This window comes from Nocardia sp. CC227C, assembly GCF_030767025.1.
GTDB lineage: Bacteria > Actinomycetota > Actinomycetes > Mycobacteriales > Mycobacteriaceae > Nocardia.
On the sequence record NZ_JASITE010000006.1, the window covers coordinates 315,305 to 334,359 of the forward strand.

At 70.6% G+C, this 19,055-nt stretch carries 20 protein-coding genes; 8 read left to right on the forward strand and 12 right to left on the reverse strand.

Going from position 1 to position 19,055, the window contains the following annotated elements:
* Positions 1 to 63 precede the first annotated feature (63 nt).
* A complete protein-coding gene (locus tag QMO76_RS14960; RefSeq protein WP_306361886.1) occupies positions 64 to 600 on the reverse strand; it encodes a hypothetical protein in 537 nt (178 codons plus the stop codon).
* An 85-nt stretch (positions 601 to 685) separates the two neighbouring features.
* On the opposite strand from QMO76_RS14960, the gene QMO76_RS14965 reads away from it, so the two are divergent.
* Complete coding sequence (locus tag QMO76_RS14965; protein WP_306361887.1) at positions 686 to 1,480, forward strand: DUF2470 domain-containing protein; 795 nt, start codon at positions 686 to 688, stop codon at positions 1,478 to 1,480.
* 185 nt (positions 1,481 to 1,665) lie between these two features.
* Positions 1,666 to 3,537, forward strand: coding sequence for a serine/threonine-protein kinase (locus QMO76_RS14970; protein WP_306361987.1), 1,872 nt, complete (start codon positions 1,666 to 1,668; stop codon positions 3,535 to 3,537).
* A 65-nt stretch (positions 3,538 to 3,602) separates the two neighbouring features.
* Here QMO76_RS14970 and QMO76_RS14975 read toward each other — a convergent pair whose 3' ends face one another.
* Entirely contained in the window at positions 3,603 to 4,331 is a 729-nt protein-coding gene (locus tag QMO76_RS14975; RefSeq protein ID WP_306361888.1) for a hypothetical protein, read from the reverse strand.
* A gap of 263 nt (positions 4,332 to 4,594) precedes the next feature.
* Here QMO76_RS14975 and QMO76_RS14980 point away from each other — a divergent pair, with 263 nt between their 5' ends.
* Together QMO76_RS14980 and QMO76_RS14985 are read left to right on the forward strand one after the other, a co-directional pair.
* Positions 4,595 to 5,305: a metal-dependent hydrolase gene (locus QMO76_RS14980; protein ID WP_306361889.1), complete on the forward strand. Its 711-nt coding sequence runs from the start codon at positions 4,595 to 4,597 to the stop codon at positions 5,303 to 5,305.
* An 87-nt stretch (positions 5,306 to 5,392) separates the two neighbouring features.
* A complete protein-coding gene (locus tag QMO76_RS14985; RefSeq protein WP_306361890.1) occupies positions 5,393 to 5,887 on the forward strand; it encodes a phosphoribosyltransferase in 495 nt (164 codons plus the stop codon).
* 92 nt (positions 5,888 to 5,979) lie between these two features.
* Here the strand turns inward: QMO76_RS14985 and QMO76_RS14990 are convergent, their stop codons facing one another.
* From QMO76_RS14990 to QMO76_RS15020, 7 genes are all read right to left on the reverse strand, one after another.
* The gene (locus QMO76_RS14990; protein WP_306361891.1) at positions 5,980 to 6,471 is read right to left on the reverse strand and encodes a peptidylprolyl isomerase; all 492 of its coding nucleotides are present in this window, start codon (positions 6,469 to 6,471) and stop codon (positions 5,980 to 5,982) included.
* A gap of 188 nt (positions 6,472 to 6,659) precedes the next feature.
* Positions 6,660 to 7,472, reverse strand: coding sequence for a VOC family protein (locus QMO76_RS14995; RefSeq protein ID WP_306361892.1), 813 nt, complete (start codon positions 7,470 to 7,472; stop codon positions 6,660 to 6,662).
* A gap of 215 nt (positions 7,473 to 7,687) precedes the next feature.
* Positions 7,688 to 8,674, reverse strand: a complete 987-nt coding sequence (locus tag QMO76_RS15000; protein WP_306361893.1) for a fructosamine kinase family protein — start codon at positions 8,672 to 8,674, stop codon at positions 7,688 to 7,690.
* 6 nt (positions 8,675 to 8,680) lie between these two features.
* A complete protein-coding gene (locus QMO76_RS15005; protein WP_306361894.1) occupies positions 8,681 to 9,472 on the reverse strand; it encodes a helix-turn-helix domain-containing protein in 792 nt (263 codons plus the stop codon).
* A 93-nt stretch (positions 9,473 to 9,565) separates the two neighbouring features.
* The gene (locus QMO76_RS15010; RefSeq protein WP_306361895.1) at positions 9,566 to 10,417 is read right to left on the reverse strand and encodes an RNA polymerase sigma factor; all 852 of its coding nucleotides are present in this window, start codon (positions 10,415 to 10,417) and stop codon (positions 9,566 to 9,568) included.
* A complete protein-coding gene (locus QMO76_RS15015; RefSeq protein ID WP_306361896.1) occupies positions 10,410 to 10,706 on the reverse strand; it encodes an antibiotic biosynthesis monooxygenase in 297 nt (98 codons plus the stop codon). Before QMO76_RS15015 ends, QMO76_RS15010 begins: the two co-directional genes overlap by 8 nt.
* 98 nt (positions 10,707 to 10,804) lie before the next feature.
* Entirely contained in the window at positions 10,805 to 11,674 is an 870-nt protein-coding gene (locus QMO76_RS15020) for an NAD(P)H-binding protein (RefSeq protein ID WP_306361897.1), read from the reverse strand.
* 268 nt (positions 11,675 to 11,942) lie between these two features.
* On the opposite strand from QMO76_RS15020, the gene QMO76_RS15025 reads away from it, so the two are divergent.
* Positions 11,943 to 12,779 (forward strand): SDR family NAD(P)-dependent oxidoreductase, encoded by an 837-nt coding sequence (locus QMO76_RS15025; RefSeq protein ID WP_306361898.1) that lies wholly within the window; start codon positions 11,943 to 11,945, stop codon positions 12,777 to 12,779.
* A 69-nt stretch (positions 12,780 to 12,848) separates the two neighbouring features.
* Here the strand turns inward: QMO76_RS15025 and QMO76_RS15030 are convergent, their stop codons facing one another.
* Entirely contained in the window at positions 12,849 to 13,415 is a 567-nt protein-coding gene (locus tag QMO76_RS15030) for a sugar O-acetyltransferase (RefSeq protein WP_372341975.1), read from the reverse strand.
* Between the two features lie 264 nt (positions 13,416 to 13,679).
* Here QMO76_RS15030 and QMO76_RS15035 point away from each other — a divergent pair, with 264 nt between their 5' ends.
* The 3 genes from QMO76_RS15035 (at position 13,680) to QMO76_RS15045 (ending at position 16,058) form a co-directional block, all read left to right on the forward strand.
* Positions 13,680 to 14,483 carry an SGNH/GDSL hydrolase family protein gene (locus tag QMO76_RS15035; RefSeq protein ID WP_306361900.1) on the forward strand — a complete coding sequence of 268 codons (804 nt, stop codon included), beginning with the start codon at positions 13,680 to 13,682 and terminating at the stop codon, positions 14,481 to 14,483.
* Positions 14,484 to 14,709: 226 nt separating this feature from the next.
* The gene (locus QMO76_RS15040) at positions 14,710 to 15,609 is read left to right on the forward strand and encodes a TIGR03619 family F420-dependent LLM class oxidoreductase (protein WP_306361901.1); all 900 of its coding nucleotides are present in this window, start codon (positions 14,710 to 14,712) and stop codon (positions 15,607 to 15,609) included.
* A 59-nt stretch (positions 15,610 to 15,668) separates the two neighbouring features.
* Positions 15,669 to 16,058 (forward strand): nuclear transport factor 2 family protein, encoded by a 390-nt coding sequence (locus QMO76_RS15045; protein ID WP_306361902.1) that lies wholly within the window; start codon positions 15,669 to 15,671, stop codon positions 16,056 to 16,058.
* Between the two features lie 10 nt (positions 16,059 to 16,068).
* Here QMO76_RS15045 and QMO76_RS15050 read toward each other — a convergent pair whose 3' ends face one another.
* Positions 16,069 to 17,892: a DUF4153 domain-containing protein gene (locus tag QMO76_RS15050; protein WP_306361903.1), complete on the reverse strand. Its 1,824-nt coding sequence runs from the start codon at positions 17,890 to 17,892 to the stop codon at positions 16,069 to 16,071.
* A gap of 71 nt (positions 17,893 to 17,963) precedes the next feature.
* Positions 17,964 to 19,016: a cell wall metabolism sensor histidine kinase WalK gene (locus tag QMO76_RS15055; RefSeq protein ID WP_306361904.1), complete on the reverse strand. Its 1,053-nt coding sequence runs from the start codon at positions 19,014 to 19,016 to the stop codon at positions 17,964 to 17,966.
* Between the last annotated feature and the right edge of the window lie 39 nt (positions 19,017 to 19,055).

Sequence of the window (19,055 nt, forward strand, 5' to 3'; positions counted from 1 at the left end):
GCTGAACCGACGGTGCCCCGCGAACCACACCGGTTCGCGGGGCACCGTGCCGCGCGCCCGCGCTCAGAACACCAGGGTCGCGCCCCCGGCCCGCACCTTCCCGAAGAAGCGCTTGTCGATATCGGAGCCATCGTGGTTGTAGGCGTTCATGATGTCGGTGAGTTCGTCGGCGAGCGCGCGCAGGGCGGGGCTGACGGTTTCGATGCCGTCCTCGGTCACCCACCCCCACTCGTAGGGAATGCCGTTGATGGTGATCACGATGGTGCCGAAGTACGGTGTCTCGACGATGTAGTCGATCTCGGCGGGCGCGTCGGCGATGGGACTGCTCACCGCCACCTCCCCGGGTGCGCCCGCGTTCGAGAACACCACCCGGGCCAGCGCGATATCGGCGCGGATCAGCTCGGCGACACTGTCGAGGCTGGCGTGCCGCCCGACCCGCCAGTACCGCGAGCCGTAGGAGCGGTCCCCCGCCGCCTCCGGCGTGTGCTTCTCCAGCAGCCGGTCGAGCATGCGCTGCGCCGCCGCCCGTTCACTGTCCCCCGTGCGCGGATGTTCGATGAGATTCCGCAAACGAGATATTCGCAGACTCGCGTTGCTCACCTTCGCAGCGTAACCCGGCTTCCGGCGGGCTGGTCCGACCGACGACACCTCCATCTTCGCCGGCTCGCCGCGTACCTTCTCAGGTATGACTCTCGATCACGGTGACCCCGGCGACGCGCCGTCCATTCCGCCCCCGCTGACACCGGTGGCCGACGACACCCGGCCGTCGGCCGCCGAGGAGGCCAGAACCGTTGCGGCCGCGACCAATACCGCGACCCTGGCGAGCCTGAGCGAGGACGGCGGCCCGTGGGCGTCGCTGGTCACCTACGGGCTGCTGGACGGGCAGCCGGTGCTGTGCGTGTCCCGGATGGCCGAGCACGGCCGCAACCTGCTCACCGACCCGCGCGCGAGCCTGGCGGTGGCGTCACCCGACGCACCGGCCGATCCGCTCGCCGGCGCGCGGGTCACCCTCGCCGGAGTGGTGGAACGCCCCGCGGCCGCCGAGGCGGCGGCCGCGCGCGACGCGCATCTCGCGGCGGTCCCGTCGGCGAAGTACTACATCGACTACAGCGATTTCACGCTGTGGGTCCTGCGGGTGCGGCGAGTGCGCTGGGTGGGCGGTTACGGCCGCATGGATTCCGCCACCGCCGAGCAGTACGCCGCCGCCGCACCCGATCCCGTGATCCCGCACGCCGGACGTGCCATCACCCACCTCAACGACGACCACGCCGACGCCCTGCTCGCTATGGCGCGCGCCTTCGGCGGCTACCCGGACGCCGACACCGCCACCTGTGAACGCGCCGACCGCTACGGTCTCGATCTGCGCGTCACCACCCCACGCGGTACGGCGGTCACCCGGGTCGGCTACCTCTCCCCCATCGATTCGATCGGCGAACTGCGTGCCGCCACCGTCGAATTGACCCGCCGAGCCCGGGGCTGAGACCCCGGGTCGCTCCGGCCCAGCAGGCCCACCGCGAGAGCGGCGGGAGGCGGCGTCGGATACGCCCGTGATCGCTACGGTACGCCCGCGCGAGCCGCCGCAGCGCGACCGGCATCGCGCAAGACACGAGAAATAGGGGCCGACGCACCCGTAACCCGACCCCGAGGTTTCGTGATGTGCCTTACATGCTCGCCGACAATGCGCTCACCGACGACCGCGCCGGCTGCGAAGACGCCACCCTGGCGTTCACGCGCCCGGGAGGCGGTGACCCGCTCGACGAGATCGACGCCGGAACCACCGTCGACGAATTCGATCTGGTGCGCCCGCTCGGGAAGGGAGCGTTCGGGAAGGTGTTCCTGGCGCGCCAGCACGCCATGCAACGGTATGTGGCGGTGAAGATCTCGCGGGACAACAGCCGCGAATCCCAGACCCTCGCCCAACTCGACCACGACCACATCGTGCGCGTCTTCGACCAACGCCAACTCGGCGACACCGGGCTGCGACTCATGTACATGCAGTACGTGCCCGGCGGCACCCTCGAGCAGGTGCTCGCCCGCATGCAGCGGATACCCGTCGACAAACGGTCCGGCACCATCCTGCTCGACGCCGTCGCCGCCGCCGCGCGCACCGAACCCGGCGAACCGGCCACCCGCGCCGAACCGCAGCGGCTCAGCTGGCCCGAAACCGTCGCCTGGCTCGGCGCCCGCCTCGCCCGCGCCCTCGACCACGCCGACCGCTGCGGCGTCCTGCACCGCGACATCAAACCCGCCAACATCCTGCTCACCGCCGACGGACAACCCAAACTCGCCGACTTCGGCATCAGCTTCAACCGACTACTACCCGGACACAGCCCCGTCGCCTACTTCGGCGGCTCCCTGCGCTACATGTCCCCCGAACAACTCGAAGCCTGCCACCCCGACCTGCACGCCGACCCCGGCCGCCTCGACACCCGCAGCGACCTCTACGCCCTCGCCGTCGTGCTGTGGGAACTGCTCACCGGACGCCTCCCCTTCGACGACGAACCCCGCTACGGCGAAACCGGCACCAGCCTCGACCGCATGATCACCCGCCGCCGCGCCCCCATCGACCCGCGCTTCGAAGCCGACCTGCCCGCCGACTGCCCACCCGTGCTGCGGCACGCACTGCTCACCTGCCTCTCCCCCGACCCCGACAACCGATTCCGGAGCGGCGCGGAATTCGCCCACCAACTCGACCTCGCCCTCGACCGCACCGCCCGCGACCTCGTCGACCCGCCCGACAGCAGTATCCGCGCCCGCTTCCGCATGCGGCCACTGCCCGTGGTCACCCTGTCCAGCGCACTCGGCCAACTGCTCGCGGGGTACTACCTGTACACCCACAACACCGCCGTGCTCGCCCACGACCTCGACCCGCGACAGCGAGAACAGCTGGTGGACCTGGCGTTCCTGCTCGGACTCATCGTCTACCCGGCCGGTATCGCGATCCTGCTGTACCGGTGCCGCCGCGTCATCCAGATCCCCCACGGACTGCGCCGCGGCCGCCACTACGACGACGACACCCTCGCCCGCGCCCGCGCCGACACCCTCGCCTGCGGCGACCGCATCGCCGTGGTCAACTTCGCCGGCTGGGCCATCGCGCTGCTCATCCTGCTGGCCCGGCTGCTCACCACCGCCGAACTGTCCACCGGGACACTGCTCAACGTGGCCTGCTCCAGCATCGTCACCGCCGCGGTCGCCGTGTCCTACACCTATTTCCCCGTCACCTTCTACGTGCTGCGCTGGTACTACCCCGGGCTGCTCGAACGCGGCCATACCGCCCCCGACGACCGCGCCCGGCTGCGGGTACTGGCCCGACGCAACCGCACCTACCTCGCCGCGGCCGCCACCGTACCGCTGCTCGGGACCGCCGCCGGGCTGGCCTTCCTCGAACCCGCGCAACAACAGGCCGTCGTCGGATCCGTTATCGCACTGTGCGTCGGCGGCTGCTTCGGCGTCGCGGTGTCGCTGAGCATCTTCCACGCCCTGTCCGCGGACCTGGACACCTTCGACCGGCTGCTGACGCCCACGACCGAGCACTGACGGGCAGCGCGCGCAGCCCCGGAGACCGCGCGCGGCCACCGCCGACAGGTTCGGCGGACATCACCTCAGCGCCCCGCGAAAACCACTCGCTCACACGCCCGCACCAACGTCACCAACTCCGCGCCCCGCTCCGCGCCGAGCACCGCGAACGCCGGGTCGATCAGCTCGTTCGTCAGCGCCTCCGCCCGCTCCCAGCGCCCCGCCACCTCCGGGGCGATCTCCTCGTACGGCCCCTCCCAACCGAACCAGACCGCCTGCTGCGAGCCCGCATTCAACGGCGACCCCTTGACCAGCACCGCCTGCAACGGTGTCAGACCGCTCGCGAGCACCGCCATCAGATGCAGACCGCCGCGCAACTCCCGCAGCGCATGCGTCAAATGCAGCACCCGCGCCGGCGCGTCCGCCGCCAGCGGCATCGCCCGCCAGCCCGCGAACAACGCCGCCCCGGCCGGATCCGCCGCCACCACAACCGCTTCCAAGAGCTCCGCCAGCCGCTCCGACTCCGCGAACCCGGCCAGCTTGCGGCGACCGAAATCCTGACAGGCCACCAAATAGCCCTCCGCGGCCTCGGCGGCGGGCAGCGCCGCCGTGGACTCCCACGCCCGGCGCAGATACCCGGGCTCGAAGAACCCGAACGCCGCACTCACCACATCGGCGTCCACATCACCCAGCACACCGCCCCGCCCCCGCGTGTACGCACCGAGGAAGTCCGTCACACCGGCGTTCGCCGCGAATTCGCGAGCCTCCCGGGAGAACATGAATCCCCCACCGATCCGCTGAATATCATCGCTCACCGCGGCCGCCACCGACATGCTCGTACCCTTCCGATCGGACAGCGCATTACCTCCCCGCACCCTAATCCACGACCGCTCCCGCCCATCCAGCACCCGTCCCACCCAGTGCGCACCATGGCGCTGTATTGCGAAAGATTCGCCGCACCAACCGGTTTCACCACTATAGGCTGGAATTGCGGCCGGAATCGCCTGCCGCGCAACGTGCTTGCCCTCACACGGCGGCATCACCCCCAACAGCAATTAGATCGGCTAACCTTCTCGCGGTGCTAGGACATTCACACGCCACCAGCGGCGCGCTGGCGTGGGCCGCCGCCGCCGCGGCGCTACCACTGACCGTCATCACCTATCCCGCAATGCAATCCGGGACCATCGGCTCCGTCGACCTGGTGATGGGCACCTTCCTCACCGCCGGTGCCGCGCTGCTCCCCGACGCCGACCACCCCAGGGGCACCATCTCCCACGTGCTCGGCCCCATCACCCACTACGCGTGCAAACTCATCTCCGCCATCTCCGGCGGACACCGCGGCGCCACCCACTCCTTCGCCTTCGTCGCCCTCGTCACCTACGGCACCTGGGCCGGCGAACACTGGATCGGCCGCTACTTCACCCTCGCGCTGGTGTTCTTCCTGCTCGCCCTGGCCGTGCGCGCCCTCAACCTCGCACCCACCGGCGACAGCGTCAAAGCCTGGGGCACCGTCGTCGTGCTCGCCACCTGCGGCACCTTCGCCATCGACCACTGGATCAGCGACAAACCCGCCTGGCTGCCCTTCTCCGTCGGACTCGGCGCCCTCGCCCACGTCCTCGGCGACTGCCTCACCGACCGCGGCTGCCGCCTGCTGTGGCCCTTCGACGTCCGCATCCGATTCCCCATCATCGACCGCACCGGCAACAAGGTGGAAACCCTCATCCTCGTACCGCTTTTCGCCGCGGGCACCCTCGCGCTGCTCTGGTACACCATCACCAACCACCCGTAGCAATCAGGGCATGCGAGCCCCATGACCGCACCCCGGTGCCATATCGTGTAGCGGCAACCGACAGCGACAGCGAAAGACGAGGAACGGATGGCGGAGCGGGAAGAACTCACCTGGGAGCTGTTCGGCGACGCCAGCCGAGAACTGGCCACCACCATCGCCGACGACGGGTTCGAACCCGACCTCATCCTCTCCATCGCCCGCGGCGGCCTGTTCGTCGCCGGAGCCCTCGGCTACGCCCTCGACGTGAAGAACCTGCACGTCATGAACGTGGAGTTCTACACCGGCGTCGACCAGCGCCTCGACATGCCCGTCATGCTGCCGCCGGTCCCCGCGCCCATCGACCTCGCCGGAGCCACCGTCCTGGTCGCCGACGACGTCGCCGACACCGGCAAGACACTCGAGCTCGTCCGCGACTTCTGCGCCAACCACGTCCAGGAGGTGCGCTGCGCGGTCGTCTACCAGAAACCGCACTCCCTGGTGGACTGCGAATACGTGTGGAAGCGCACCGACAAGTGGATCAACTTCCCGTGGTCGGTGCTGCCGCCCGTGGTCCAGCGCGAGAAGCAGGTGCTCGACGCCTGAGCGCACCGCTCGAAACATCGAAGCGGCCCGGAACCTGATGGTTCCGGGCCGCTTTCGCGTCGAGGCGTCGACGCCGCGTCAACCGACGATCGTCAGACCAGCTCGGCCGACAGGATCGTGATGGCCTCGGTCGGCACATCCTGATGCCCGGCCTTGGAGCCGGTGCGCACACCCTCGATGGCATCCACCACGTCGGTACCCTCGACGACCTTGCCGAACGAGGCGTAACCCCAGCCGTCCTGGCCCGGGTAGTTCAGGAACTCGTTGTCATTGGTGTTGATGAAGAACTGCGCGCTGGCCGAATGCGGATCCATGGTCCGCGCCATCGCCACGGTGTACTTGTCGTTGCGGAGACCGTTGTTCGCCTCGTTCTCGACACGGTTCGGCGCCGGCTTCTGCGCCATATCGGCGGTCATGCCGCCGCCCTGGATCATGAAGCCCCGGATCACCCGATGGAACACGGTGTCCGTGTAGTGGCCCGCCTTGACGTAGTCGACGAAATTCGCGACGGTCTTGGGCGCCTTGGCCTCGTCCAGTTCCAGGGTGATATCCCCGGCGGAGGTCTTCAGGAGCACTTTGGTCATGCAGGCCATCCTATGGGAGGCGACCCTCCCCTCTCGCCGGGGCCGCGAAAGTGCTTGGGCTGGAATGCGCCGGACGTTGTTCGGTGAGTTCAGGAGATATGAACGTAGACTAAACATGTATAGATGCGCATATTTCCATTTTAGAATTCTCAAGCCGCCGACCCTACGGCGCATCCCGCCCAGCCGAATCAGGAGACATTGCCTCCGATGCTGAAATGCGCGCCCGTCGGATCGGCGACGCCGGCCATGCGCCCGAACGGAGTATCCATGACGGGCGCGATCACCGAACCGCCCAGCTCCACCACGCGCCGCACCGCCTGCTCGACATCGTCGGCCCCGAAGTAGACCCGCCAGCCGCCGGGCGAATCCGGCGGCAGGAAGGCGTGCGCGTCCATGACACCGCCGAGCATCGGCGTCTCGGAATGGATGGTGGTGTAACCGATATCGCCCTCCCCCGGAACCGCGACCCGGAAGGTGTCCTGCCAGTCGAACACCTCGGTGTAGAAGGTCAGCGCCTTGTCGTAGTGCGGCGTCTGCAACTCGAACCAGGACGGCACGCCGACGTGCCCGCTCCAGTGACCACCCGACGCGATGCCGATCGTCTCGAATCCACGGTGCGCACCCGGTTGCCACACCCCGATCCCCGCGCCGGACGGATCTCCGAGGATCGCCATCACACCGAGGTCCGCGACATCCATGGCGGGCGCCACGATCGAACCGCCCTCCCCCACGGCTCGTTCCGCGGTCGCCCGCGCGTCGTCGGACCGGAGGTACACCGTCCACTGATCGGGCCCCTGGATCCCGTCCGCGGTCTTGCCCACTCCCCCGGCCACCGCCTTCCCGTCCTTGCGGAAGGTGATGTAGCCGCCGAACTCCTCCGCGGCCCGCTCGGCCGTCCAGCCGAAGAGGTCGCCGTAGAAGGCGACGCTGACATCCGGATCGGCGGTAAAGAGATCGATCCACACCGGATCGCCCACCCGGAAGGTCGGCACAGTACTCATGACACGCTCCTGAAGGTTTGAAGGACACTCCCCCGTGTAGACGAAGCGAGCCGTCGAATCTCATCGAGAGTCGACCCTTTTCTGTTCTGTGCGTCTTTTGCCGTCGTGCTGACCGCAGCCTCCCCTGCGACACGAGGGCAATACATAGTTAGATGCGCATATTTCCATGTAGGTATTTTTCATATTGGCAGGCGCGGGTGGGCAGGGTCCGGTTCCTACGCTCGGAGTGCGGCCACCGCGGCGTCCGCCGCCATCGCGCCGTACGCGCCGCCGAAGAGCACGACGTGGACCAGCAACGGATGGAGTTGGTGCAGCGGAATGCGCTGCCGCCAGCCCTCTCCCAGCGGTGCCTGCTCGTCGTACGCGGCGAGGATGCGATCCAGGTGCGGTATGCCGAAGAGGGCGAGCATGGCGAGGTCGGTTTCCCGGTGACCGCCGTGGGCGGCCGGGTCGACGAGCATCGCGTGGCCCCCGGTCCAGTGCACATTGCCCGACCACAGGTCGCCGTGGATACGGCCGGGCGGTTCCGCGGGTCCGGCGAGATCGCCGATGCGGTCCATGACCGCTTCGATCAGGCGGACGCCGTCGCGGCCCAGGTGGGGTGCGGCGGCGGGCAGGTAGGGCGCGAGACGGCGCTCGGCGTACCACGGACCCCACTCCCCCGTCGTCGGCGTGTTGTCCAAGGGCAGGGTGGCGATGCGGCCGGGCCACGGCGCGCCGAAGCATTCCGGTGTGGCGCCGTGCAAGGCGGCCAGGTCGCGGCCGAAGCGTTCGGCCGCCGCCGGGGACGCCGATTCCGCTGGCAGCCACGGCAACACGAGGACGCGGTCGTCGGCGGCGAGCACGGCGGGAACGAGATCGCCCGGATCGGCGGCGGCGAGCCAGCGCAGTCCGGCCGCTTCCGCGTCGAAGACCCCGCTCCCCTCCCCCACGCCCGGACCGGTCGCGCCGTCGCCGCGGGCGTCGCAGTCCGGAACTCCGGCGTCGACGGCGGTGCCGCCTGCGGCCTCATCGACGACGGTACCGCCCGCGGCCTCATCGACGGCAGTGCCGTGCGGGGCCTGGCCGTCGAGGGCTTTGACGAAAACGGCTCGGCCGTCGGCGGTTTCACCGCGGTACAGACTCCACGCGTGACTGTGCCCGGTCCGCCGCAGTGCGACGGATACCCGCAGGAGGTCGGCTACGTGCGCGGTCACGTCCATGGTGAGTCATTGTGCGGCGACGGCGACGCGTTCGCGCAGCAGGGTGGCGGTGGCCGGGTCGGCGGGGAAGAAGGCTTCGATGGCGAGTTCGGCGACGGTGACGTTCATGGGCGTGCCGAAGACGGTGGTGATGCTGATGAGCGACAGGTCGTGGCCGTCCAGGCGCAGGCGCAGCGGGACGACGGCCTGGTCGGGGTCGGGCAGGTGGGGGTGTTCCTCGCCGCCCGGGTAGGCGCGCAGTTCGTCGCGCAGCGCGGTGAGTTCGGGTGATCCGCTGACGTCGATCTGGCGTTGCAGGCGTTCGAGGATGTGGCCGCGCCACTCGGGCAGGTTGGTGATGCGCGGGGCGAGGCCGTCGGGATGCAGGCTCAGGCGCAGGGCGTTGACGGGCTGGGTGAGCAGCGCCGGGTCGACGCCGTCGAGGAACAGGGCGATTCCGGCGTTGGCGTCGACCATGTTCCAGTTGGCGTCGACGGCGAGGGCGGGGTGGGGTTCGTGGCCGGTGAGGAGCTGGCGGAGCACGGTGCGGACCGGCGTCATGGCCGGGTTGTCGAGCGCCGGTTCGGTGTAGACGGGGGCGTATCCGGCGGCGAGCAGCATGCGGTTGCGTTCGCGCAGCGGGATGTCGAGTTCATCGGCGAGGTGCAGCAGCATGGCACGGCTGGGGGTGGCGCGGCCGGTTTCGATGAAGGAGAGGTGGCGGGTGGAGGTTTCGGCGCGGCCCGCCAGTTCGAGTTGGCTGAGGCGGCGGGTGGTGCGCCAGTGCCGGAGCAGGTCGCCTGCGGTCTGCGTTGCCATGGGTTCGATCGTACGAATCGGTAGATGGCGCAACCATGACCCGACGGGTGATGCGGGTGGGTGACGCCGCGCCCGCCCCCACCCGCTCCCGGGTCAGCGGGTGAGGGCGGGGCAGGCGCGTTGCAGGGTCTCCCAGACTCGCTCGGGTGCCCGGAAGCCGGGGTCGGAGCGGTAGATCTCGGCGATGGCAGTGGCGGTGTCGAGTTGGCGGGCGGCGGTGTCGAGGGTGTCGGCGGGGATGGGCGGGTGCGCGCCCGGCAGGGTGCTGAAGGTCGGATGGGCGGGGTCGAGGATGCCGTAGTCGATGCTGGAGTCGATCTGGCGGTCGCAGCGGCAGGGGTTGGCGCGATCGACGAGTCCGCAGCGGCGGGCGATGATGGTCCGCATGGTGCGGCGGGCTCGGGCGAGGCGCTGCCGGTAGGCGGCGCGGGTGATGCCGAGGGCTTGTGCGCCCTCGGTGTCGGGGAGGCCGATGAGGTCTCCGAGCAGGTAGGTGATGCGCAGGTCGCGGGTGAGGGCGAGCAGCATGCCGTAGGTGCAGGCGAGCCGGACCTCGCCGGCGAGCAGCCGGAAGGTGGCTTCGTCGAAGTGGTCGGCGGGGGCGGGGGCGAGGTTGCGGTCGATCCAGTCGGCGAAGGGTTCGGGCCCGGCGACGCTGAGTTCGATCGGTCCGCGCACGGTGCGCAGCAGGTAGCGCGAGGCGATGGTGTACGCCCAGGTGGTGAGTTTGGAGCGGCCTTCGAATTCCGACAGGTGGGTGACGACGAGGATGAGGACTTCCTGGGTGGCGTCGGCGGCGGCTTCCGGGTCGGAGCTGAAGCGCAGGGCGAGCCGGTAGATCAGGTCCTGGAGTTCGCGGCAGAGTTGTTCGAGGGCGTCGGCGTCACCGGCGACGGCCCGGGCGGCCAGACCCTCGAGGTCCGGCCGCCCCGCCGCCTCAGGCATCGGCGAACTCGACGGTCGCGTGTTCCATCGACACCATCTCCTTGATGAATGCGAAGGCGGCGGCGCATTCGGGTACCGCGCCGATTCCGGCCGCCGCGGCGTCGGCGGCGGCGCGGTCTCGCCATTCCACCACATCCATCCAGGTGCGCTCGTCGAGCCGGACGAGGCGCAGTGCGATGAAGCCGTCGAAGTTCTTCCGCAGGGCGTCGAGCATGGCCGGGCGGGCTGCCAGCATGGGGTCGACGTCGGTGGGGTCGACGGTGAAGCGGGCCAGTTCCATGACGGTCATTCGGGTCTCCTCGGGTGTTGTGTTTCGGACACAAGGTGAGAGACCGGGTGGTGGCCGGGTGTGACAGCGGTCAGCGGGTGACGGTGGTCACAGCGGTGTCAGTGGGAGCGGGTGCGGTGGGCGGCGTAGTCGGCGAGGGTGGTGGGCGGGTGGCCGCCGTACCGCTGGATGGACGGGGTGATCCGGTAGAGGCCGGTGCCTTCGCCGAGCAGGCGGAAGATCTCCCAGAGTTTGGTGAGGTGGGCGGCGGCGTGTGGGCTGCCGTAGAAGTCGAGGGCCCAGCGCTGCCAGGCGTCGGGGTCGGTGTCGCGGTAGGTGCGGCCGAGCGTGCGGGCGGCGTCGCCGATGGTTTGGATGTCGCCGGTGAGGAGGATGACCGGTTCGGCCTCGGCGGTGGGGTCGGCGAGCAGTCCGGCGGCGACGCGGGCGACGTCGGCGGCGGCGACCAGGGGCAGGGTGGTGGTGTCGGGGCCCATGGGCAGGGTGAGCAGGTCGCCGTCGCCGGTGTCGGCGATGCGGGCGAGGTTCTCGTGGAAGACGGCGGCGCGCAGGTGGATGGCCCCGATGCCGGCCCAGTCCAGGATTTGTTCGACGACCCAGTGTTGGCGCATGCGCGGGGTGAGGGCCTGTGGTCCGGCGGCGAGTTGGGAGACGGCGACGACGCGTTCGACGCCGGTTTCGCGGGCGGCGACGGCGAAGGCGCCGGCGGCGTCGACGAAGCCGTCGATGACGGGGTAGGTGAAGTAGGCGGCGCGGATGCCGTCGAGTGCGGTGCGGACGGTGTCGAGGTCGCGGAGGTCGCCGACGTGGACGTCCGCGCCGAGGGCGCGCAGTGGGGCGGCGCGTTCGTCGTTGGTGTGGACGAGGGCGCGGACGGGGACGCCGCGGCCGAGCAGTTGTGCGGTGAGGTGCCTGCCGGTGGATCCTTGGCGTCCCCCGGCGGCACCGGTGACCAGTACCGGCTCCATCGTTCTACGGTACGGCCGGGCTCGGGACGGGCGGGACGTTTCGGGTAAGGGGCCGGGTGGGGCGGCACGTCGCTGTCGGCTCCCGGCCGGGCGGTGGCACGCGGCGCATGGGTCACGCGATTGACCGATCCCGCCGCGTCGAGTGCGGGCGCTCTCCCCCGCTGTCGCGTTAGAGTGTTGTGGGGCAATCATTTTCGCAATGGCGCGGCTACGGAGTGCTACCGCGGTAGGAAGACAGCGCGGCGTCGATATGGCAGGGTGGGCGGGCATGAAAACGATCCTGATCACAGGGGCTACGTCAGGGATCGGTCTGGCTGCGGCGCGGCAGCTCGGCTCCCAGGGGCACCATCTCGTCCTCGTCGGCCGCAATCCCGAGAAGCTTTCCGCGGCAGCCGCGTCGGTGCGCGAGTGCGGGGCGGGCGCGGTCGACACCCTCGACTGCGATATGGGCAGTCTGGCGCAGGTGCGGCGGTTGGCGAAGACCGTGCAGGCCAACTATTCCCGGCTGGATGTGCTGGCGAACAATGCGGGTGGGTTCCAGCTGCGGCGCACCGAGACCGAGGACGGTATCGAGACCACGTTCGCGGTCAATCATCTGGCCGGTTTCCTGCTCGCCGAGCTGCTCATGGATCTGCTGCTGCACTCCTCCCCCGCGCGGATCCTGTTCACCTCCTCGGTCATGCATTACGGCTCGCAGGTGAAGCTCGACGATCTCGGGCTGGAGCGCGGGTATTCCGGCGCGCGGGCGTACGGGGCGTCGAAACTGGCGAACATCCTGTACGTGCGGGATCTGGAGCGGCGGCTGCGGGGTACGGGCGTGACCGCCAACGCGTTCCATCCGGGGGCGGTCGCCACCCATATCTGGGATGAGGCGCCGTGGTTCGTCAAGCCCGCCATGGAGTTGGTCAAACGCATCTTCATGATCACGCCGGAGCAGGGGGCGGAGGCGCTCACCTATCTGGCGACCGATCCGGATGTGGCGGCGGTGTCGGGCTGCTATTTCCAGCGCAACCGGGTGAAGGCGCCCTCGCGCGCCGCGCAGGACGACGCGATGGCGCGGGAGCTGTATCGGGCGTGCGCGGAATTGGCCGGACTGGCGGACTGAGTGTGCCGAGGGCCGGGTCCCGGGCGTGCGCAACCGGGACCCGCGCCACTTCGGTGCTGAGCGGCGGCCTCAGAGGGTCCGGATGACGCGGCAGGGGTTGCCCGCGGCGAAGACGCGTTCGGGGATGTCGCGGGTGACGACGCTGCCCGCGCCGATCACGCTGTTCGCGCCGATGCTCACCCCCGGGCAGACGATGACGCCGCCGCCGAGCCACACATTGTCGCCGATGGTGATGGGCGCGGCGGTCTCCCAGCGTTGGCGGCGCAGTTCGTGGTCGGCCATGGGGTGCAGGGCGGTGAGCAGTTGCGCGCGCGGGCCGATCGACACGTCGTCGCCGATGGTGACGGGTGCGCAGTCGAGGACGATGGCGTCGTAGTTGAGGAAGCTGTTCGCTCCGATGCGGATGAGCGAGCCGTAGTCGCATTGGAAGCGCGGCATGATCCAGGAGCCCGCGCCGATCTCGCCGAGCAGGTCGGTGAGCAGTGCGCGGCGGTGCTCGTCCTCGTCCGCGCCGGTGGCGTTGAACGTGTCCAGCAGGCGCTGGCAGTGCCGGCGTTCGGCGACGAGTTCGGGATCGCTGTCACGGTAGAGCTCCCCGCGGAGCATGCGTTGTCTGTGGTCACTCACGTCCGTCATCCTGCGTGCCGCGGCGGGGTTTCGCCGAAACCGCCGCACAGGATGCATGCGTGCGGGCGGTGCCGATGCGGTGGCGGTGCGAATTCCCGCGCGCCGGTGGGGTCGGTCGCCGGTGTCGCGCAACGACTCTCACTGTCGATGGCGGGCGGGGCCGGGAACGCCGCGGGGGCGCGCACTTGCGTATCCGGGCACGGACCGTCAGGCTGCGGGATTGGTCGGGGTTGGGTTGTCGAGGGAGTGCCCGGCCGTGAGATGAGGTGACGGATGTTCGAAGAGGCGGCCCGCAGGACCGGGGCGTGGCGTGGGAGGAACTATGTGGCGCTCGGCAGTTCGTTCGCGGCCGGACCGGGGATCGCGCCGCGCGCCCCGGGTGCCTCACGTCGGGTGGGGCGTTCGCGCGGGAACTATCCGCATCTGGTGGCCGCGGCGGCGGGGCTGGAGTTGACCGACGCCACGTGCAGCGGGGCCACCTGCGAGCACGTGCTGCGGGATTCGCTGTTCGGCTTGCCGCCGCAGTTGACGGCCGTGCGGCCGGACACCGATCTGGTGACGGTGACCATCGGCGGCAACGATATCGGGCTGACCCGGTACCTGCTGGCGCGGCGTGCGCCCGCCCCGCTGCGACTGCTGCCCGCGGTGGCGCGCGCCGCCGATGCCGAGGCGGCGCTGCGGCGGCTCGACGGTGTCGAGGACCGGATCGTGGAGGTGCTGGAGGCGGTGCAGGCGCGGGCGCCGTGGGCGCGGGTGCTGGTGGTCAACTATCTGTCGGTGGTCGGGCCGGAGTCGGCGCGCGACAGCGTGGTGGACCGCACCTATCGGGTGCTCGGCGAGGAGTTGGCGGCGCGCACCGAGGCCGCGGCGGTGCGGGCCGGGGCCGAGTCGGTCGATGTGCGCACGCCGAGCCTGGAGCATCCGCCCGGCTCCGCGGACGCGTGGACGATCGACTTCTATGTGCCGTTGCCCGGTCGGCGCTATCCGGGCGCGCCGTGTCATCCGACGGCCGCTGGGATGGCGGCCGCGGCGGCGCTGGTGCTCGACCGGCTCATTGCCGTTCCGCCGGTGCGCTGAGCGGACATCGGGGCGCCGCCGGGCACACGGATCGCCGAGCGCCGGAACTCGGCAGTGGATCGCGGGGAACCTGAACCGGACGGGAACTCCGAAACCGCTCCGAAACCGCACGGGAAGCCCGGCATCGGCGTGCGACGCCCTCGGCTGCCTTCCGGGTGGCTGTGCGGATGTCGAGGCGCATGTCGAGGTCGGGCTCGCGCGGCGCGGGCTCTGGTATGCAGGAGAGGTGAAAGTCGGCTTCGCGCTTCCCCAATACGGTCCGCTGGCACGGGAGGCGGCGCGGGTGACCGGGTTGGCGGCCGAGTTGGAGGCCGCCGGGGCGGACAGTCTGTGGGTGGGCGAACGGCTCATCGCCGCCACGAATCCGACGGTGGGGTACGCGGGCGCGGACACCATCCCGGTGGAGTTCAATGCGGTGCTCGACCCGTTCCTGCTGCTGGGCCTGGCCGCCGCGGGTACCGAGCGGGTGCGGCTGGGTACGAATGTGCTGATCGCGCCGCTGTATCGGCCCGCACTGCTGGCCCGGTCGCTGACCACCCTGGATATCGCCAGCGGCGGGCGGCTGGTGCCCGGGTTCGGGATCGGCTGGTCGCCGGAGGAGTACGCGGCGGCGGGGGTGCCGTTCGCGCGGCGCGGGGCGCGGTTGGACGAGATCCTCGACGCGCTGGAGGCCATCTGGACCACGGACCCGGCGAGCTATGCGGGACGGTATGTCAGCGTGCCGTCGCATCGCAGTGAGCTGCGCACGGAGCAGCGGCCGCGGCCGCCGATCTGGTTGGGCGCGTTCAGCCCGGAGGGGCTGGCGCGGATCGGGCGGCGGGCGGACGGCTGGCTGCCGGTGCTGCCGGTGCCGGGTCCGCCCGGCTGGGGTGCGCGGTTGACGAAGGCGCGCGGTGTGATCGAGCGGGCCGCCGCGGCGGCGGGGCGCGATCCGGCGTGCGTCGGGACGACCGTGCGGGTCAATGTGGCGGCCGGTACCGATCCCGAGCTCATCGTCCGAGCTGTCACGGAGGTCGCGGCCGTCACCGGGTTCGACGATTTCTTCGTCGATCTCATGTACGTCACCCGCTCGGTCGACCGGATGCGCGATTCCGCGCTGGCGCTGTTGGAGCGCCTGCGCGGGTAGCCGCGGCGGGTTCCCATTCGTCCAAGCCGGCGGGGCGCGTCCGCCGCGATGCTTGCCCGATGGATCCGACACGAGAATTCCAGTCGATCATGGACGAATGGGCACGCGCCATCGTCGACAACGACGCCGAGCGGATCGGCCGGTGCGCCACCCCGGATTGGCTGCTGCTGGGGCCGGAGGGCGGGATCGGGCACCGCGACCGGTTCCTCGCGCTGGTCGCGGCGGGCGATCTGGTCCACACCGCGATGGCGCTCGAGGTGCTGGAGGTGCGGGTGTTCGGCGATGCGGCGGTGGTCATCACGCACGGCACCAATGCGGGCACGTGGCAGGGGCGGCCGTTCGCGGCCGACGAATGGGCAACGAACGTTGTCGTGCGGCGCGACGGCCGCTGGTTGGGCTCGGTCACCGCGCTCACCCCGAATTACGCCGCATCGCCGCAGCACACCTGAGACCGGCGGGCTACCGGGCGCGGGCGCGGGACAGATTCCAGTCCCGCCAGGTGTCCTCGTCGAGCCGGATCAGAATCGACTCCACCACTTCGCGACGCAGCGCGTCCGGGAGCCGGTCGGCGGCGGGCAGCACATCGGCGGACAGGTCGTTCAGATAGTCGGTGTCCAGGGTCTTCCCGGCTTCCCAGCGGTCGATATTGCGGTCGGCGATGAAACGCTCCGGATTCATGATCGCCAATGCCAGCAGGGTGGCGGCGGCCGCGCCGACCGCCGCGCGGGGCAGCCACCCCTGGCGCAGACGTACCAGGCCGGCCAGCACCAGCAGGTACAGGGCGGCGATCCACAGTTCGAACACACCCACCAGCAGCCGCAGCACGGTGAAGCCGTATGCCTGCTGGTAGGTCCACATGCGCGACAGCGCCGACGCCACGATCACCAGGGTCAGCACACTGACCGCCGTCAGCGCGGCCCGCAACCAGGCGCGGTCGGCGACCGAATCGCGGGCGGCCCACCGCTGCACCACCGCGATCACGGCCAGGGTGAGGATGCTGACCACCGACAGCTGCCAGAATCCGCTGCGCGCGTACTCCGCGTAGGTGAGATCGGCGGTGCGCTGCACATAGTCGTCACCACCGAACAGCACCGCCAACTGGGTGCCCACGAACACGGCGAACAGGATGATCAGCGCCCCCACCGGCAGCCCCCACTCCAGCCGCGACAGCCGCCGCGCCACCCGCTGCCGCACCACCGCGCCCGCCGCCGGGGGCGGTGCCGCCAGCAGGTACAGCGCTCCCGCCGTCCCCAGCGCCGCGAGCGGGAACAACAGCCCCCACCGCCACGGCTCGACCGAGTCCATGCTGGGCAGCACGCCGTCCACCAGGGTCGCGAAGACCGCGTCCGCGCCCGCCAGCAGCGGTACGAACACCACCAACAGCGCGAAGGTCACCAGCGCCGACCACCACACGCGCTGCTGCGACGACATCCGCGCCCGCCGCACCCGGGTCAGCCCGTGATACAGCCACGGCATCGCGTGCAGCATGGCCATCAGCGGCACGGCCGCCATATCGAACACCACACCGTAGGCCGAGCGCCGCACCACCGCCAGGGAGGCGACCACACCGGCGGTCAGGACACACAGGACGAACAGCCACTCCGAGGCGCGGAACGCACCGACCGCCAGCAAGGACAGCGCGAGCGCCGACCACCACACCCGGCCCCCGAGCCGGGCGAGAGCAGGGGTTCCCCAGGCTTCGGACCGCGCACCGCCACGCGTCGGAATCATTGTGCGAGTGACGGTTCGGGCCGGAGCCGAGGAACCCACCGCTTCCTCGGTATCGCGCACGGATACACCGCCGGTCGGTGGCACTGCGGCCGACTCGCTCGCCTCGAAGTCGACGTCCGATGACGCTACCCCCGAAGTTTCGGTTCGTTCGGTCCTGGCCGGGACCCGCGCGGCGGCGAGTTCCGCCGAGCGCCGCGCCGTGTAGTCCACCGCGACAATGGCGGCGGCGACGATCACACCCGTGAGCAGCCAGCCGATGCCGGGACGGACATCCGGGAGCAACAGTGCCGCCGCCACACCGCTGAGGGCCGTGGCGGACAGGACACCGCGCGGGAACGCCACCCGGGCGACGGTCGGGGTGTGCTGCGCGGCGGCGGAGTGGTTCGGCTGCTGTGCGGCCACCGGCTCCGCCGCGGTCGGCCCGTCGGGCGTGGGCGGCGCGGTCGCGGGTGTACCGGTCGGCTCGATGGTGGGGCCATCGGTACCGGGCGTGGTCGAATCATCTTGTGCGACGGGTGTTTTCGATCCGTCGTCGGCTGGGTTGACCGGCATGGAGATTCCCTCCCATGGGTGTGCGGGACCGCCCCGGACGCGTGGTGCGCCGGGTCGCGGTCGGGGGCGGGTCAGTGGGGTGTGAGGGGATGGGGGTCGGGCAGGGTGATGCGGATGCGGGATCCCGGGTCGGCGACGGTGATGGTGCCGCCGTGCAGGTCCACGATCCAGCGGGCGATGGCGAGGCCGAGACCGGTGCCGCCGCCGTCGGTGGCGCCGCCGCGGGTGAAGCGTTCGAAGATGCGGGAGCGCTGCGCCGGGGGGATGCCGGGGCCGTCGTCGCGGACCTCGATGATGAGCTGGTCACGGCCGGGGCGCGCGCTGACCTGGACCTCGCCGCCCACCGGGCCGTGGCGGATGGCGTTGTCGCACAGGTTGATCAGCACCTGATGCAGGCGGGCCGGGTCGGCGAGGACGGTGAGGCCGGGGTCCACGTCGACGGTGAAGCGGGTGTCGCGGTCGACGGCGGCGGCGACCACCTCGGCCTCCGCGACGACCTCCTGCACCAGCGGGGCGAGCGCGACGCGTTCGACATCGAGCCGCAGCGCGCCCGCCTCCACGCTGGACAGGGCGAGCAGCTCCGAGACCAGCAGGCTCAGCCGCTCGGTCTGGGCGAGGGCGGTGCGCAGGGTCGCCGGGTCCGGATCGGCGACGCCGTCCACCAGGTTCTCCAGCACCGCGCCCAATGCCGTGATCGGGGTGCGCAGTTCGTGCGACACATTGGCGATGAAGTCGCGGCGCTGCTGGTCGGCGGCGGCGAGATCGGCGGCCATCTGGTTGAACGCCTCCGCCAGCTGCCCCACCTCGTCCCGGGAGGTGGCGCGTACCCGCCGCGAGTAGTCGCCCTGGGCCATGCGTTTGGCGGCGGCGGTCATCTCCCGCAGCGGGCGGGTCATCCCGTGCGCCAGCAGCTGCGACAGCGCCAGCGCCATGAGGGTCGCGGCGATGGTGGTGCGCGGCGGCAGCCAGCCGATGCGCACGGCGAAGAACCCGAACGCCACCGCACCCGATCCGACCATCAGGATGGCGAGCTTCAGTTTGATCGACCGCACCCGGTCCAGCGGTCGCGGCAGCCGCTCGCCCAGCCGGTCGGTGAGTTCGCGCACCCGCGCCGCGCGACTCACGCCCGCCCCCGGTGCCGGCGCGGGCGCGCGCACACCCGC

Bases quoted from the DNA above. Each gene is read 5' to 3' on its own strand.
- QMO76_RS14965 (WP_306361887.1), top strand. From the start codon at position 686: ATGACTCTCGATCACGGTGACCCCGGCGACGCGCCGTCCATTCCGCCC.
- QMO76_RS14970 (WP_306361987.1), top strand. From the start codon at position 1,666: ATGCTCGCCGACAATGCGCTCACCGACGACCGCGCCGGCTGCGAAGAC.
- QMO76_RS14985 (WP_306361890.1), top strand. From the start codon at position 5,393: ATGGCGGAGCGGGAAGAACTCACCTGGGAGCTGTTCGGCGACGCCAGC.
- QMO76_RS14990 (WP_306361891.1), bottom strand. From the start codon at position 6,471: ATGACCAAAGTGCTCCTGAAGACCTCCGCCGGGGATATCACCCTGGAA.
- QMO76_RS14995 (WP_306361892.1), bottom strand. From the start codon at position 7,472: ATGAGTACTGTGCCGACCTTCCGGGTGGGCGATCCGGTGTGGATCGAT.
- QMO76_RS15000 (WP_306361893.1), bottom strand. From the start codon at position 8,674: ATGGACGTGACCGCGCACGTAGCCGACCTCCTGCGGGTATCCGTCGCA.
- QMO76_RS15005 (WP_306361894.1), bottom strand. From the start codon at position 9,472: ATGGCAACGCAGACCGCAGGCGACCTGCTCCGGCACTGGCGCACCACC.
- QMO76_RS15010 (WP_306361895.1), bottom strand. From the start codon at position 10,417: ATGCCTGAGGCGGCGGGGCGGCCGGACCTCGAGGGTCTGGCCGCCCGG.
- QMO76_RS15015 (WP_306361896.1), bottom strand. From the start codon at position 10,706: ATGACCGTCATGGAACTGGCCCGCTTCACCGTCGACCCCACCGACGTC.
- QMO76_RS15020 (WP_306361897.1), bottom strand. From the start codon at position 11,674: ATGGAGCCGGTACTGGTCACCGGTGCCGCCGGGGGACGCCAAGGATCC.
- QMO76_RS15025 (WP_306361898.1), top strand. From the start codon at position 11,943: ATGAAAACGATCCTGATCACAGGGGCTACGTCAGGGATCGGTCTGGCT.
- QMO76_RS15030 (WP_372341975.1), bottom strand. From the start codon at position 13,415: ATGACGGACGTGAGTGACCACAGACAACGCATGCTCCGCGGGGAGCTC.
- QMO76_RS15035 (WP_306361900.1), top strand. From the start codon at position 13,680: ATGTTCGAAGAGGCGGCCCGCAGGACCGGGGCGTGGCGTGGGAGGAAC.
- QMO76_RS15045 (WP_306361902.1), top strand. From the start codon at position 15,669: ATGGATCCGACACGAGAATTCCAGTCGATCATGGACGAATGGGCACGC.
- QMO76_RS15050 (WP_306361903.1), bottom strand. From the start codon at position 17,892: ATGCCGGTCAACCCAGCCGACGACGGATCGAAAACACCCGTCGCACAA.